This window comes from Sinomonas atrocyanea (assembly GCF_001577305.1).
Lineage (GTDB): Bacteria > Actinomycetota > Actinomycetes > Actinomycetales > Micrococcaceae > Sinomonas > Sinomonas atrocyanea.
This window is the reverse complement of record NZ_CP014518.1, coordinates 3,667,759-3,682,578: the sequence shown is the minus strand read 5'-3', so window position 1 is coordinate 3,682,578 and position 14,820 is coordinate 3,667,759. Positions and strand designations below refer to the sequence as shown.

At 70.5% G+C, this 14,820-nt stretch carries 14 protein-coding genes, 1 pseudogene and 1 riboswitch; of the genes and pseudogenes, 4 read left to right on the top strand and 11 right to left on the bottom strand.

Annotation, left to right across the window (positions count from 1 at the left end):
• Positions 1-283: 283 nt before the first annotated feature.
• The 4 genes from SA2016_RS16925 (at position 284) to SA2016_RS16910 (ending at position 4,551) form a co-directional block, all read left to right on the top strand.
• Positions 284-1,222 (top strand): sugar phosphate isomerase/epimerase family protein, encoded by a 939-nt coding sequence (locus SA2016_RS16925; protein ID WP_066500349.1) that lies wholly within the window; start codon positions 284-286, stop codon positions 1,220-1,222.
• Positions 1,223-1,230: 8 nt separating this feature from the next.
• Positions 1,231-2,208, top strand: a complete 978-nt coding sequence (locus SA2016_RS16920) for a 3-hydroxyacyl-CoA dehydrogenase family protein (protein ID WP_066500347.1) — start codon at positions 1,231-1,233, stop codon at positions 2,206-2,208.
• 17 nt (positions 2,209-2,225) lie between these two features.
• Positions 2,226-2,993 carry an SDR family NAD(P)-dependent oxidoreductase gene (locus SA2016_RS16915; protein ID WP_066500344.1) on the top strand — a complete coding sequence of 256 codons (768 nt, stop codon included), beginning with the start codon at positions 2,226-2,228 and terminating at the stop codon, positions 2,991-2,993.
• 187 nt (positions 2,994-3,180) lie between these two features.
• Positions 3,181-4,551, top strand: a complete 1,371-nt coding sequence (locus tag SA2016_RS16910) for an MFS transporter (RefSeq protein WP_066502756.1) — start codon at positions 3,181-3,183, stop codon at positions 4,549-4,551.
• Positions 4,552-4,698: 147 nt separating this feature from the next.
• Here the strand turns inward: SA2016_RS16910 and SA2016_RS16905 are convergent, their stop codons facing one another.
• The 11 genes and pseudogenes from SA2016_RS16905 to SA2016_RS16860 all read right to left on the bottom strand — a co-directional run bounded on the left by SA2016_RS16905 (position 4,699) and on the right by SA2016_RS16860 (position 14,780).
• Complete coding sequence (locus SA2016_RS16905; protein WP_066500341.1) at positions 4,699-5,421, bottom strand: GntR family transcriptional regulator; 723 nt, start codon at positions 5,419-5,421, stop codon at positions 4,699-4,701.
• Positions 5,414-6,232, bottom strand: a complete 819-nt coding sequence (locus tag SA2016_RS16900) for a triose-phosphate isomerase family protein (protein WP_066500338.1) — start codon at positions 6,230-6,232, stop codon at positions 5,414-5,416. Before SA2016_RS16900 ends, SA2016_RS16905 begins: the two co-directional genes overlap by 8 nt.
• Before the next feature lie 2 nt (positions 6,233-6,234).
• Entirely contained in the window at positions 6,235-6,693 is a 459-nt protein-coding gene (locus tag SA2016_RS16895; protein WP_066500335.1) for a ribose-5-phosphate isomerase, read from the bottom strand.
• Positions 6,694-6,750: 57 nt separating this feature from the next.
• Complete coding sequence (locus SA2016_RS16890; RefSeq protein WP_066500333.1) at positions 6,751-8,481, bottom strand: dihydroxyacetone kinase family protein; 1,731 nt, start codon at positions 8,479-8,481, stop codon at positions 6,751-6,753.
• 86 nt (positions 8,482-8,567) lie between these two features.
• A complete protein-coding gene (locus SA2016_RS16885) occupies positions 8,568-9,986 on the bottom strand; it encodes an MFS transporter (RefSeq protein ID WP_084249607.1) in 1,419 nt (472 codons plus the stop codon).
• A 79-nt stretch (positions 9,987-10,065) separates the two neighbouring features.
• Positions 10,066-10,521 (bottom strand): alternative ribosome rescue aminoacyl-tRNA hydrolase ArfB, encoded by a 456-nt coding sequence (arfB, locus tag SA2016_RS16880; protein ID WP_066500331.1) that lies wholly within the window; start codon positions 10,519-10,521, stop codon positions 10,066-10,068.
• A 58-nt stretch (positions 10,522-10,579) separates the two neighbouring features.
• Complete coding sequence (locus SA2016_RS21550) at positions 10,580-10,753, bottom strand: hypothetical protein (RefSeq protein WP_157089142.1); 174 nt, start codon at positions 10,751-10,753, stop codon at positions 10,580-10,582.
• 329 nt (positions 10,754-11,082) lie between these two features.
• Positions 11,083-12,290, bottom strand: a pseudogene (locus SA2016_RS16875) (O-succinylhomoserine sulfhydrylase).
• Between the two features lie 8 nt (positions 12,291-12,298).
• A complete protein-coding gene (locus SA2016_RS16870; protein WP_066500328.1) occupies positions 12,299-12,712 on the bottom strand; it encodes a rhodanese-like domain-containing protein in 414 nt (137 codons plus the stop codon).
• Positions 12,709-13,029: a DUF1737 domain-containing protein gene (locus SA2016_RS16865; protein ID WP_066500327.1), complete on the bottom strand. Its 321-nt coding sequence runs from the start codon at positions 13,027-13,029 to the stop codon at positions 12,709-12,711. Before SA2016_RS16865 ends, SA2016_RS16870 begins: the two co-directional genes overlap by 4 nt.
• Positions 13,030-13,038: 9 nt before the next feature.
• Positions 13,039-13,148, bottom strand: a riboswitch (SAM riboswitch).
• Positions 13,149-13,265: 117 nt separating this feature from the next.
• Complete coding sequence (locus tag SA2016_RS16860) at positions 13,266-14,780, bottom strand: amino acid permease (protein ID WP_066500325.1); 1,515 nt, start codon at positions 14,778-14,780, stop codon at positions 13,266-13,268.
• Between the last annotated feature and the right edge of the window lie 40 nt (positions 14,781-14,820).

Here is a 14,820-nt window from a genome sequence, read left to right as displayed (position 1 = left end):
GAGAAGTCACGTACGCGGCGTTGAGAAGTCACGTACGCGGTGTTGCGGGGTCATGTCCCCACGTTGAGAAGTCAGCCCCGCCGCGTTGAAGAGCCACGTCCGGGGCCGCTGCGGGGTGCCTGCGGAGGTGACCCCTCAACAGTGCGGAGGTGACCCCTCAACGGTGCGGAGGTGACTCCACAAGCGTTCAGGACCCCGTTGACAGCAAGCATATTTCCTATAGGATCTTTTTCGTGAGCTGCCTCACGGCAGCGTTCTTCATCCACAGCTGCAACGGAGCACCATGTCGAACGAACCAGCGTTCACCGCAGAGTCATGGCCCATCGCCACCTGCCTCCACGGTTTCCAGGCCGTGGACCGCCGCACGGGAGTGGCGATGCATGATGCATCGCCCGAGGTCTGGGACGACATGTTCGCCCAGATCGCCGACGTCGGCTTCACCCTCGCCGAGCTCGCGGACAGCCACGTCCGCCCCGCCGACCTCGAGCCCGCACGCCGGCACGAGTTCCTCGCGATCGCGGAGTCCCACGGTGTGGGGATCCCGTCGGTCCACCTCCAGCGCCAGAGCGTGATCATGCCCGGCCACGAGGAGCGCAACCTCGCCTACGCCCACCGGACCATCGACGCCGCCGCCGAGTGGGGCATGCAGGTCTTCTCGACCGGCCTGCACCAGCCCTTCAGCGAGGCCCAGCGCAAGGCCCTGTGGTTCTGGACGGCCGAGGGCCCCAAGGACCCCGACGACCGCGAGGTCTGGGACACCGCCGTCGGCCGCATCCGCGAGCTCGGCAAGCACGCCGCGGATCTCGGCCTCCGCATGTCGCTCGAGATGTACGAGGACACGTACGTCGGCACGGCGGACAGCGCCGTGCGCTTCATCGAGGAGGTGGGCCTGGACAACGTGGGCCTCAACCCGGACGTCGCCAACCTCATCCGCCTGCACCGGCCCGTCGAGGACTGGCGCTACCTCTTCGACAAGACCCTCCCGTACGCCAACTACTGGCACGTGAAGAACTACACGCGGGACGAGGCCGCGGACGGCAGCTGGGCCACCTCGGTGCCCTCGACCATGGAGACGGGCCTCATCAACTACCGCCAGGTGTTCCGCGACGCCATCGCGGTCGGCTTCGACGGGATCATCCTCACCGAGCAGTACGGCGGGGACAGCCTCGGCGTCTGCGCCACCAACCAGAAGTACATCCGCACTCTGCTCCCCAAGGGCTAGGAACCACCATGACTGAACTCACCGTTGCCGTCGTCGGCTCCGGGTACATGGGCGGCGGGATCGCCCAGGTCCTTGCGCTCGCCGGCGCCACCGTGAAGATCGCCGACATCTCCGAGGAGATCGCCGTCCGCAACTACGGCCGGCTCCTCGACGAGGCCCGCCAGTTCGTCGCCGACGGGCTCTTCCCGGACGACGCCGTCGCGCGCCTCGAGGCGCACCTCTCGCCGGCCGCTTCGATCGAGGAGGCGGTGGCCGACGCGGACTTCATCGAGGAGGCCGTGCCCGAGAAGATCGAGATCAAGCACGAGACCCTCCGCCGTATCAGCGCCGCGGCCCGGCCGGACGCGGTCATCGGCTCCAACACCTCGACCATCCTCATCGCCTCGCTCGCGGAGGCCGTCACGAACCCGGAGCGGTTCCTCGGCGTCCACTTCTCCAACCCGGCTCCGTTCATCCCCGGGGTCGAGCTCATCCCGCACCCCGGCACGGACGAGTCCGTGATCCCGATGGTCGAGGAGCTCGTGGCCTCCACGGGCAAGGAGACCGCGCGGGTGAAGGACGCGACCGGGTTCGTGCTCAACCGGCTCCAGTACGCGCTGTTCCACGAGGCGACCCAGATCGTCGAGGAGGGCATCGCGACCCCGGAGGACATCGACACGATCGTGCGCACCACCTTCGGCTTCCGCCTGCCCGTCTTCGGCCCGTTCGCGATCGCGGACATGGCGGGGCTGGACGTGTACGCGTTCTGCTACGCCTCGCTGCAGACCCGCTGGCCCGAGCGCTTCGCCACGCCGGAGTCCCTCAAGGAGCTCGTGGACGCCGGGAAGTTCGGCACCAAGTCCGGGGCCGGCTACCTCGACGTCCCCGCTGAGCGCACTCCCGAGCTCGTCGCCTACCGCAACAAGGCCTACGTGGCCATCAAGAAGCTCATGGACGAGCTCGGCCCCGCCCCCATCCAGCCCGCGCCCGCCGCGGCTGCCCACTGAGGACCAGGAGAAACCGCATGACTGACTTTCCCGCTTCCCGCACCGTGATCCTGACCGGCGCGGCCTCCCCGCGCGGCATCGGCCGGGCCTCCGCCCACTACCTGGCCGAGCGCGGCTGGAACATCGGCATCATCGACGTCGAGGCCGAGGCCGCCAAGCGCGTGGCCGAGGAGATCGCGCTCGAGCACGGTGTCCAGGCCGCCGGCGCCGGCGCCGACGTCTCGGACGAGGCCCAGGTCCGCGCCGCCTTCGACGAGCTCGAGGGGGAGCTGCCCCAAATCGTGGCCCTCGTGAACCTCGCCGGCGTCTCCTCGCCCGTGCCGTACCTCGAGGTCACGGCGGACGAGTGGAACCGCGTCATGGGCATCAACATGAACGGCGTCCACTACGCGACCCGCCGCGCCGTCGAGTCCATGGTCAAGCACGGCGTGGGCCGCGTGGTCAGCCTGTCCTCGGTCTCCGCCCAGCGCGGCGGCGGAACCTACAGCAAGACCGTGTACTCCGCGGCCAAGGCCGGCGTCATCGGATTCACCCGCAGCATCGCCCGCGAGCTCGGGCACCAGGGCATCACCGCCAACGCCATCTCGCCCGGTCCGATCGACACGGACATCATGGGCGGCACGCTCACGGACGAGCGCAAGGAGAAGATGGCGGCCGACGGCGTGCTGCCGCGCATCGGCACCCCGCGGGACATCGCCGCGGCCATCGCCTACCTCATCAGCGAGGACGCCGGCTTCGTGACGGGCCAGACCCTGAACGTCGACGGCGGCCTCTACATGCACTGAGGTGGCCACCGTGAAGTCTGTCCTCGGCCCCTGGTCGAAGTCCCGCCTCGCCTTCCTGGCCATCGGGATCGTGTTCGTCGCCATCGGCGTCGTCTCGATCCTGCAGGCCCACTAGCAGTACCTCTTCCGTTCCATCAAGGCACCCAACCCCTGCACGGGTTCATCTCAAAGGAGAGCTGACGTGTCCATCCCCGCTCCGCGGACGGTCGCGCCCTCGGCGCATGACATTGCGCTGAAATCCGCCATCTCGAAGGCCGCACGGCACCTGATGCCGATGCTCGTGATCCTCTATTTCGTCGCCTTCCTCGACCGCACCAACGTGGGCTTCGCCCAGGCGGCCCTCAAGGCGGACCGGGGCGTCGGCGACGCCGCGTTCGCCCTCGGCGCCGGCATCTTCTTCATCGGCTACGCCCTCTTCGAGGTGCCGAGCAACCTCCTCCTCAAGCGCTTCGGCGCACGCTTCTGGCTCGCGCGCATCTCCATCACGTGGGGCATCGTCGCGGCCGCGTTCGCGTTCACCACGGACGACGTCATGTTCAACGTGCTGCGCTTCCTCCTCGGCGTCACCGAGGCAGGCCTGTTCCCGGGCGTCATCATGTTCCTGTCCGAGTGGTTCCCGAACAAGGTCCGCGTGCAGATGTTCGCGATCTTCTACCTCGCCCAGCCCTTCTCGCAGATGATCGGCGCCCCGCTCTCCGGCGGCCTCATCAGCTTCGGCGACTCCCTCGGCTTCGCCCGGGGCTGGCAGGTGATGTTCTTCGGCGAGGGCCTGCTCGCCGTCATCGCGGGCATCGCGGCGCTGTTCCTCCTCACGAACAGCCCGGCCAAGGCCAAGTTCCTCAGCGATGAGGAGAAGCTCGCCCTCTCGAACGCGATGGCGGTCGAGGACCGGGCTCGCACCGAGGACGGCCCGAGCGGCATCTGGCGCGCCATGGCGAACTGGAAGGTCTGGTACTTCACGGTCATCTACTTCGCGCTGCAGATCGCCGTCTACGGCACTACGTTCTACCTCCCCCAGGAGGTCGCGGGCCTGCTCGGCAAGAAGGTCGGGTGGGAGGTCGGCCTCGTCTCCGCCATCCCGTGGCTCGTTGGCCTGTTCGCGTGCTACTACCTGGGCAAGGCGGCGCACACGGTGGCGCGCCGGCGCAACTGGGGCAGCCTGCTCTACATCGGGACCGGCGTGTTCATCCTCGGTTCTGCCTGGGCGGGCGCGAACAACCAGCCGCTGCTCGGCATCGTCTTCATCACGCTCGCCGTGGCCAGCTTCCTCACGGTCGGACCGATCACGTGGGCCTACCCCACGGCCTTCCTCACGGGCGCTGCCGCCGCGGCGGGCATCGGCCTCATCAACTCCCTCGGCAACCTCGGCGGCTTCGTGGCCCCGCTCATGCGGACCGCGTTCAACGACGCGCTGCCCACCAAGAGCGGCGAATGGGGCGTGGTGTCCCTGGGCGTCTTCGCCTTCCTCGCCGCCGCGATGGTCTTCGCGACCAAGTTCTTCAAGGGCGCCAAGTCGGATGAGCTGCTCGAGGCCGAGGAGCTCACCCCGGTCCACTGACCCGGTACTGGCACACGGCGCCCCCGGTCCTCCGCAGAGGACCGGGGGCGCCGGCGCCGGCCGCCGGGCGGGGACACCGCAACGGAGTACGACGTCGGCCGGTCACCTCGCGGAGGTGACCGGCCGACGTCGTGCGTCCTGGGGCTGTCAGCTGGAGGCGACGTCCCGGCGGGCGCGTTCGCGGACCCGCTGGATGTGGTCGCGCATGGCGGCGCCTGCGGCGGCGCCCGTCCCGGAGCGGAAGGCCTCGAGGATGGCCCCGTGCTCGACCACGGCCTCGTCCGCGTCGCTCACGCCGGACTTGACGGTCTGGCGCATGCGGTGGACGCGGGTCGAAATGGCTTCCGACATGTCGATCAGGAAGGGATTCTGCGTGCCCTCGAAGATGAGGTGGTGGAAGTTCCAGTCGACCGCGTAGTAATCGCGCATGAGGGCCAGCGTGAGCTTCTCGCCGTGCGCCACGGCCTCGTCGACGACGCGCGAGATCTCGATGTGCTCGGCGAGGGCCTGCTCCAGGCGGGGCACGAGCGTCTCCGCGTGCCGGGCCGCGAGCTCCGTGGCGCCGCCCTCGAGCACGAGGCGGGCGTCGAAGAGCGCCTCGAGGTGCTCCTCGGCGAGCGGCGGGGCGACGCGGTAGCCCTTGAGCGCCTCGCGGGTCACGAGGCCGGTGCGCTCGAGCTGGACGAGGGCCTCGCGGACGGGCGTGGGGGAGACCTTGAGGTCCCGGGCGATCGCGTCGATGGACAGGCGGGTCCCCGGGGCGAGGTCCGCCGTCATGAGCATGTCCAGGACGAGGTCGTAGACACGGTCGCGCAGCCCCCTGCGCTCGAGGGCTGCCGCTCCGGCGAGGGGGTAGACGGTCTCAGACATGGGCTCCTCCTGCGCCACTGATAGTACCAGTCCCATCTGGGCCGAGGAGGGCCGATACCTCGTCGAGGATGTCCTCGACGGCCGCGGGATCGTGGGCGAACCGGCCCAGGAACAGGCCGTCCACGGCGTCCGCGATCAGGGTCAGGAGGCCCGGGCCGGCGCTGCCGCCGTAGATGACGGCCGAGCCCTCGTGGCCCGGCAGCGACCGCACGTGCTCCCGCAGGGGCGCGCAGACCGACCGGATGTAGTCCGGCTCGGCGGGCTCCGGCGCCCCGATGGCCCACTGCGGCTCGTAGGCGGCGATCACGGGCCCGGACAGGCCGGACGCCCCGGCGGCGGCCAGGGCGTCGTCGAGCTGCCGGATGCACTCCTGAGCGGCCGCGTCGGGGGCGAGCCGGTCGGGCTCGCCCACACACACGAGCGGGACGAGTCCGTTGCGCAGGGCCGCGGCGGTCTTGGCGCGCACCACGGCGTCGTCCTCGCCGAACAGGCGCCGCCGCTCGGCGTGCCCGACCTCTGCGAGGGAGCAGCCGAGCTCGGCGAGCTGGGCGCCGCTGACCTCACCGGTGAAGGGGCCGAAGTCCTCGGCAGCGAGGTCCTGCGCTCCGACCATCGCGGTGCCCTCGAGCGCCTCCAGCGCCCCGGGCACGGAGAGGTAGCCCGGGACCATGAACAGTCCTGCGCTCCCGCCGACGGTCGCGGGGTGCCGGCGGGCGATCTCCGCCACCGCCCGGCACCACGCGAGCGTGCGCCCGTGGGTGAAGTACATCTTGGTGCTCGTGCCGAGGAGGACGGGCGGAAACGCCGTCACCCTCAGATCCCTTCGTAGCTGCAGATCTCGCGCACCTTGTCGTTGGAGGCGCTCGCCTCGTCGAAGACGTACGTGAGCCACTCGCGCACGTTCCGGCGTGCCTGCTCGATCCCGATGACGCGCTGGCCCATGCACAGCACCTGGGCGTTGTTGGACAGGACGCTGCGCTCCACGGAGAAGCTGTCGTGCGCGGTCACGGCCCGGATGCCCTTGACCTTGTTCGCCGCGACCGCGACGCCGAGGCCGGTGCCGCACACGAGGATGGCGCGGTCGGCCTCTCCGCGGGCCACCATCTCGGCGGCGGTCGTGGCGATGGTGGGGTAGTTGGTGTGCCCGTCGGCGTCCACCCCCACGTCCGCCACGGAGGCGACCAGGCCGTTGGCCTCGAGGTCCTTCTTGATGACTTCCTTGTAGTCGAAGCCGGCGTCATCCGAGCCGACCACGATGCGCCAGGCGGGCATGCGTGCTCCTTCGTCGTGGGTTCTTGTTCTGGTCTGGTTGCGGGCCCGGAGCCCGGGTCAGCGGGCCGCGAGGACGGCGTGCACGCGCTCGGCGATGAGGGCCAGGGAGACAGCGCCGGGGTCCGGGGTGCCGAGGGACTTGGCGCCGTGCGAGCGGGCGCGGCCCATGCCGGGCATGAGGTCCGCCGTCGCCTCGGCGGCCCGGGCGGCGGCGGAGGCCGCGCGCTGCCACGCCGTCGCGAGGCCCTCGCCCGCCTCCACCTGCTCGGCGAGGGTGTCTGCGAAGGGCACGAGGGCGTCGACCATCGTCTTGTCGCCCACCTTGGCCTTGCCGTAGTCCATGACCGCGTCCCGGGCCGCCGAGACCCCGGCGGCGACGGCGGGCGCCGTCGGCGCTTCGGTGTCCCCGAGGTGGGTGCCGACGGTCCTGAGGATCAGTCCCCAGAGCGCCCCGGAGGTGCCGCCGGCGCGGTCGGACCAGGCGTCGCCGCAGCGGACGAGGAGGCTCTCGGCGCCCGCGCCCGCCTGCGCCAGCGCGGCGGCGGCCTCCGCGGCGGCGACGGTGCCGCGCTGCATGCCGATGCCGTGGTCGCCGTCTCCCGCGATCGCGTCGATGCGGCCCAGCTCGGCCGCCTGCTCGCCGATCAGCTCCCGCACGGCGGCGAGCGCGCCGCTGATGAGCCGCGCGGCCTGGCGGGATTCCTCGGACGACGGCGGCAGCTCGGCCTCCGCCTCGTCCTCGCCGTCCGCGGTGACGGCCTCGAGCGCTGAGGTGTCCATCGAGCCGGTGCGGAAGGCGGGGGTGTCGGCGGGCGCGAGCCAGAGCCGCTCGAGCTCGTCGTCGACCCAGAAGAGCGTGAGCGAGGCGCCGGCCATGTCGAAGCTCGTGCAGAACTCGCCGACCTGCGGGTCCACGAGCGTGAGCCCTGCCTCCTCGAGGAGGTCCGCGATGCGCGCGAACACCACGAAGAGCTCTTCGTTCTTCACCGACCCGAGGCCGTTGAGGATGGGCACCACGCGGCCGCCCCGGACGGAGGCGCCCTCGGGGACCTCGGCCGGGTCGAGGAGATGCTGCACGAAGAGCTCGGCGAGGCCGTCCGCGCTCGGGATGTCGGTGATGTCGATCCCGGGCTCGCCGTGGATGCCCAGCCCCACGGACATCTTGCCCTCGGGCACCGTGAACAGCGGCTCCTCGGCACCCGGGAGGGTGCAGCCGGTGAACGCCACGCCCATGGAGCGCGTGCGGGCGTTGGCGGCGATGGCCACGCGCTCGACGTCGTCGATCCCGTAGCCCTGGGCCGCCGCCGCGCCGGCGGCCTTGAAGACGGTGAGGTCGCCGGCGATGCCGCGGCGGCGGCCGGCCTCGGCGGGCGGGGCGCTGAAGATGTCGTCGGTGACCGTGACCGTGCGGCAGTCGATGCCGTCGGCGCGCACGGCCTCCTGGGCGGCGCCGAAGTGCAGCACGTCGCCGGCGTAGTTGCCGAAGCTCAGGAGCGCGCCGCGGCCCTGTTCGCTCGCCCGGATCACGCCCTCGACCTGGTGGGCGGACGGGGAGGCGAAGAGGTTGCCCATCGCGGCGCCGTGGGCGAGGCCGGCGCCCACCAGTCCGCCGAACGCCGGGTAGTGGCCGGAGCCGCCCCCGATCACGAGCGCGACCTCGGGCTCGGGGGAGCGGGTCGAGCGGGACACCCCGCCGGCCACCCTGCGCACCCAGCGGGTGTTGGCGCGCACGAATCCGTCCACCATGTCATCCGCGAACGAGGCCGGATCATTCCACAGCCGGGTCATGTGCTTCTCCTCGACATTGAGTCACCTGCGACGCCCAAACCTTCGGGCCTCTTTCCTATAGGATATTTGACAGCAGGTCACCCGCGTCAAGTGTGTCGTACCGTCAATGCCGACGCCCCCGCAGTTCCCGTCGACGACGGGCCCTGCGGGGGCGCGGACGCTCTCCGGTCCTTCCGGTGCGCCTCAGCCCCGCCGGTCGGAGGGCGAGACTGCCGCGCGGGGGCGCCCTCCGCCGTCGGCCGGTCGCCGCCCTTGCGGAGGGTCAGCATCACCAGGCCTGCGGCGAGCAGGCAGGCGGCCAGGAACACCGACGTGGCCATGAAGCTCCCATGGGTGACGTCCTGCAGGAAGCCGCCGACGTAGGGGCCCACGAAGCCGCCGAGGTTTCCGACGGCATTGATCAGGCCCATGGCGCTTCCGGCCACCACGACCGGCATGGCGCGGGAGGCCGAGGCCCAGAACGGTCCGTCGTAGGCCAGCGCTCCGGCCATCGCGATGCTGATGAACGTGACCGCGAGGATCGGCATGGCGCTGCCCGTTGCCACCGAGATGACGAGGGCCACGGCGCCGACGGCCATGGAGAGCAGCACGTGCGTGGAGTAGCGGCCGGAGCGGTCCGCGGCCTTGGCGTTGTACCAGAGGGCGAACATGGCCAGCACGTACGGGATCGCGGTGACGAATCCGACCTCGATCGAGGAGCCGGAGGTGATCGTCTTGACGACCTTCGGGAGCCAGATGTTCAGGCCGTAGAAGCCGATCTGGATCAGGAAGTAGACGATCGTCAGCCGCCACACCGCGCTGTTGGCGAACACGTGCTTGATGCTCACGTGCCCGAGCTGCGGGGAGGCGGCCTCGTCTGCGGCGAGGCCCTCTTCGATGTAGGCGCGCTCTTCGGGCGAGCACCACTTGGCGTCGCGCGGGCGGTCGGCGATCATCAGCCACCAGATGGGGGCGGCGATCACGAACGGGAAGATGCCCTCGATGATGAACAGCCAGCGCCAGTCCGAGAAGGAGAGGATCCACCCCGACAGGGGTGCGGTGATGATCGAGGCGATCGCGATGTTCATCATCCAGAAGGCGTAGGCGCGGGCGCGTTCGGCCGCGGGGAACCAGTGGCTGATGAGCACCAGGATCGCGGGCCAGATGCCGGCCTCCGCCACGCCGAGGAAGAAGCGGACAACGAGCAGTTCCCCGAAGTTCTGGATGAAGCCGCCGAGGACCGCCAGGACGCCCCAGACGAGGATCATGATGCCGACGAACTTCTTGGCGCTCCAGCGTTCGGCCAGATGGCCGCCGGGAATCTGGAGCGTCAGGTAGCCGATGAAGAAGATCCCCGCGGCCAGACCCTGCTGTGCAGCGTCGATGCCGAGGTCCTTGTGGAGCCCGTTCAGGGCGAACCCGATGTTGGTCCGGTCCATGAACGAGATGATGTAGACGATGATTGCCACCGGGATCAGGCGCGTCCAGCGCTTTCTGCCGACGGCGCCGTGGACAGCTTCGGCCACGATAGCCTCCTCTTTCCTATAGGATATACCCCCTTTTTTACGCTAGGCGTGGTGTGGATCACTGTCAAGGGGTCCGTCCCTACGGCGGAGGGAGCCGGCGCCGGGCTGCCTTGGTCTCGCCGCGGCGCTTCTTGGACTCGAGGCGGCGGACCTGCGAGCCCCGGGTCGGGCGGGTGGCACGGCGGAGGGGGCCCGGCGGCATGAGGGCCTCGGACAGCAGCGCCGCGAGCCTGGCCCGCGCCGCCTCGCGGTTGCGCAGCTGGGAGCGTTCGCCGGACGCGACGACGCTCAGCCGCCGGCCCACGAGCCGGCCGGCCAGCCGGGCGAGGACGCGCTCGCGCTGGGTGTCCGAGAAGGCCGTGCTCGCGCCGGGGTCGAAGAGGAGCTCCACCCGGCTGTCGGTCGTGTTGACGCCCTGGCCGCCCGGACCGCTCGAGCGGCTGAACCGCTCCACGAGTTCGGAGGCCGGGATGGTGACCCCGTGCCGCGCGCCGGGCTGCGGCGGTACTCGGAGGTCTCGGCCGGGCGTGTCCATGGGCCCATTGTCCGGCACGGGCGGAGTGGGCCGGCTCCGCTGGGCTGCGTGGCTCCGCTCAGCCGCCGTGGCGCAGGAGGCGCTTGAGCAGCGGCCGGTAGAGCAGCGGGGCGACGGCGCCGGCCGCCCAGCTCCCGACCCGCCCGAGGCGGGCCAGCCCCAGGTCCTGCGACCAGCGAACGGTCGAGCCGCCGTCGTGCGCGGAGACGGTGAGGTCCACCGCGCCCAGCACGAGCGGGCCCCCTTGACGATCCGGGCCCGGCCGGGCGCCGAGTCGGTGGGCGGGGTGATCGACTCGATGGTCATGGTGTCGTCGAAGCCGACAGGGCCCACGGCGGTGCGCCCGGTGAAGAGGTGCCCGGCATGGAGCTCGTCGGCCGTGGCCAGTCCCCGGGTGATGCGCGTGAACGGGATGAACCGGTCATGCCCGCGCAGGTCGAGCACCCGTGTCCACGCCTGGCGGGGCGGGAGCGGTGTGGTGATGACGATGTCGAAGTGCCGCATGGTCACAGTGTCCCCGGTGCGGCCGTCGCCGCGCTTCCCTCGGCCACGTGGCTCCCCTCAGCCGCCGTGGGTGAGCGCCCGCTCGAGGTCCCCGATCAGGTCCCCGACGTCCTCGAGTCCCACCGAGAGCCGCAGCACGCCGTCGCCGAGCCCGATCGCCGCGCGCCCCTCGGGGCCCATGGCCCGGTGGGTCGTCGTGGCGGGGTGGGTGATGAGGGACTTCGAGTCGCCGAGGTTGTTGGAGATGTCGATGACCTGAAGCCCGTTGAGCAGGCGGAAGGCCGCCTCCTTGCCCTGGCCCTCGGGGCATCCAGCTCGAAGGTGATGACGGTTCCGCCGGCGCTCATCTGCTTCTTCGCGAGCTCGTACTGCGGGTGCGAGGCGAGATGCGGGTACTTGACCCAGCGGACCTCGGGCCGCGCCTCGAGCCATTCGGCGATCGCGAGGGCACTCGCCGAGGAGTGCCGCACGCGCAGCCCCATCGTCTCCAGGCCCTTGGAGAGCACCCAGGCGTTGAAGGCCGAGAGCGCCGGGCCCGTGTGGCGCATGAGGTTCTTCACCGGCCCGTCGATGAACTCCTTCGTGCCGAGCACGGCGCCGCCGAGCACGCGGCCCTGGCCGTCGATGTGCTTGGTGCCGGAGTACACGATGACGTCGGCACCGAAGTCCAGGCTGCGCTGGAGCAGGGGGGTGGCGAAGACGTTGTCGACGACGACCTTCGCGCCCGCGGCATGCGCAAGGTCCGCGACGGCCTGGATGTCCACGAGCTCCTGCATCGGGTTCGATGGGGACTCGAAGAACACGGCGGTGGTGGGCCGGGAGAGCGCCTCGCGCCACTGGTCCAGGTCGGGGCCGTCCACGAACACCGTCTCAACGCCCCAGCGGGGCAGGATCTCGTTGAGGATCACGAAGCACGAGCCGAACAGGCTGCGCGCCGCGACGACCCGGTCCCCGGCTCCCAGCAGGGCCGCCAGCGCGGTGAACACCGCGGACATGCCGGATGCGGTCGCGAAGCAGGCCTCGGTCCCCTCGAGCAGCCGGAGCCGCTCCTGGAAGGTGGCGACGGAGGGGTTGCCGTAGCGCGAGTAGACGAAGCGCTCTTCCTCGCCGGTGAACGCCCGCTCGGCGGCCTCGGCGGAGGAGTAGACGAATCCGGAGGTGAGGAAGAGCGCCTCGGACGTCTCCTGGAAGTCGGTGCGCAGGAGTCCGCCCCGCACCGCCTGCGTGTCCTCGCTCCAGCTGGCGGCGTTGATGTCAAAGCTCACGTAAGTCTTCAGTCCTGTCCAAGATTGGTCGGCAGTCCGCGGTTCTTCCACCCGTTGACCGTCCGCTGGCCGTCCGGCCCGGGCACGCCCTCGAAGCCCTCGAGGACGCTGTACGCGGTGAAGCCGAGGTTTGTGGCCACGGCGGCCGCGGCCGCGGAGCGGTGGCCGGAGCGGCAGAGGAACAGCAGGGGGGTCGTCCTGTCGTCGGGCCCCTGGAGTTCGAGCTCCATCACGAAGTCCGGATTGGGGATGCCGCCCTCGAACACCCAGGGGATGAAGAGCGGATCGTTCTCGGTGCCCTTGGTATCGGGAATGCCCACGTGCGCCCACTCCTCCTCGGTGCGCACGTCCACGAGCACGGCCTCGCCGCTCGCGAGCTTGGACCAGGCCTCCTCCGGGGTGAGGTCGCCCGCGTAGCTCACGCGTGGCCCTCGCCCTCGTACTCGAGGGAGTCGACGGCGGAGGCCACCGCGGCGTCCGCCCTGGCCACCGTGTGGGGGAGGACCACGGCCTGGGCCACGATGACGTCGGTGCCGTTGAAGGTGGCGGCCGGGCTGCCGTGGAGCACGTACCCGTCGGCGAGGGCCTGCGAGATGCGGGCGCAGAATTCGCGGGTGTCCGGGCCGGTCAGGAGCCGGTAGGCCAGCTTCTCCTCGGCGGGGCTGCCCGGGGCCGCCGGGTCGTTGAGCGGGGTGGTCGCGGCTGCCGCCGCGGTCTGCTCGGTTGCTGTGTCGGGCATGACGGGGCTCCTTCGGGCTTGCGTATCGAAGACGAATGCCGAGTACTCACCTGAGGCACCCCGCCGCTTGGAGGGTTGCCGGCCAGCTAAGTCAGGGCTTGGCACTGGCGCTCATTACTCTTCGATTGAACGTAGCACGGGGCACTGGGGCCGACCATGGGGCTGCGGTAACGATTGGCAATATGCGGATGGGGCGCGGCCCGGCCGGACCCCCGGCGGCCGGGCCGCGGGGTGGGTCAGTCGTGTCGGGTGCGGTTGGCGACGACGGGGGCTGCGCCGGTGTAGCCGTCGCGGGCGGCGGCGATCTCGTGGATGCGTTCGCGGGAGGCGTACCAGCCGATGACCATGAGGATGCAGGCGACGGCGGTGGCCAGGAGGGTCCAGGGGGAGTCGATGAGGACCATGATGAAGACGGCGACGAGGAAGGCCAGGGTGATGTAGCCGGTGTAGGGGGCGCCGGGCATGCGGAAGGCGGGGCGGGTGGTCCAGCCCTTCTTGGCCCAGCGGTGCAGCTGGATCTGGCAGATGACGATGGTGGCCCAGGTGGAGATGATGCCGACGGAGGCGACGTTGAGGACGATCTCGAAGGCGTCGGCGGGGACGAGGTAGTTCAGCGGCACGCCCAGGAGGGAGACGACGGCGGTGATGGCGATGCCGCCGTAGGGGACGCCGGCCTTGTTCATGCGCAGGGCGAACGTGGGGGCGGAGCCGGCGGCGGCCATGGAGCGCAGGATGCGTCCGGTGGAGTAGAGGCCGGCGTTGAGGGAGGACAGGGCGGCGGTGAGGACGACGAGGTTCATGATCACGTCCACGCCGCCGACGCCGATGGAGCCGAAGAAGGTCACGAAGGGGCTGACGCCCTTCTGGTAGGCGGTGTAGGGCAGCAGGAGGGAGAGGAGGATGACGGAGCCGACGTAGAAGACGGCGATGCGGGCCACGACGGAGTTGATGGCGCGGGGCATGATCTTCTCGGGGTTCTCGGTCTCGCCGGCGGCGGTGCCGACGAGCTCGACGGAGGCGTAGGCGAAGACGACGCCCTGCATGAGCATGATCATGGGGGCCAGGCCCATGGGGAAGAGGCCGCCGTGGTCGGAGATGAGGGTCAGGCCGGTGGTGGCGCCGGTGGGGGTGCCGAAGAGGACGAAGTAGATGCCCAGGGCGAGGAAGGCCAGCAGGGCGGCGACCTTGATCAGGGCGAACCAGAATTCCATCTCGCCGAAGACCTTCACGGAGACCAGGTTCAGGGCCAGGACGAGCACGAGGGCGATCAGGGCCCAGGCCCACTGGGGCACGGCGGCGATCCAGGGGACGTACTTGCCGAAGAAGTGCATGTAGAGGGCGGCGGCGGTGGTGTCCACGATGGTGGTCATGGCCCAGTTGATCCAGTAGAACCAGCCGGAGATGTAGGCGGCCTTCTCGCCGAAGAACTCCCGGGCGTAGGAGACGAAGGAGCCGGAGGAGGGCCGGTGGAGGACGAGCTCGCCGAGGGCGCGGAGGATGAGGAAGACGAACGCGCCGCAGATCGCGTAGGCGAACACGAGCGAGGGCCCGGCCGCGGCCAGGCGCCCGCCGGCGCCCAGGAACAGGCCGGTGCCGATCGCGCCGCCGATCGCGATCATCTGGATCTGCCGGGCCTTCAGGCCCTTGTGGTAGCCGGCGTCCTCGGCATGGATCACATGGTCGGCCGCATGGGCATGACCGTGGTCCTCACGATGATCGGCGACTTCCGTGGTGGGCTCGGTTTCGGGCATGGCGGATCCTTTCGCAGGGGGCGGAGAGGGAAGGGTGAGG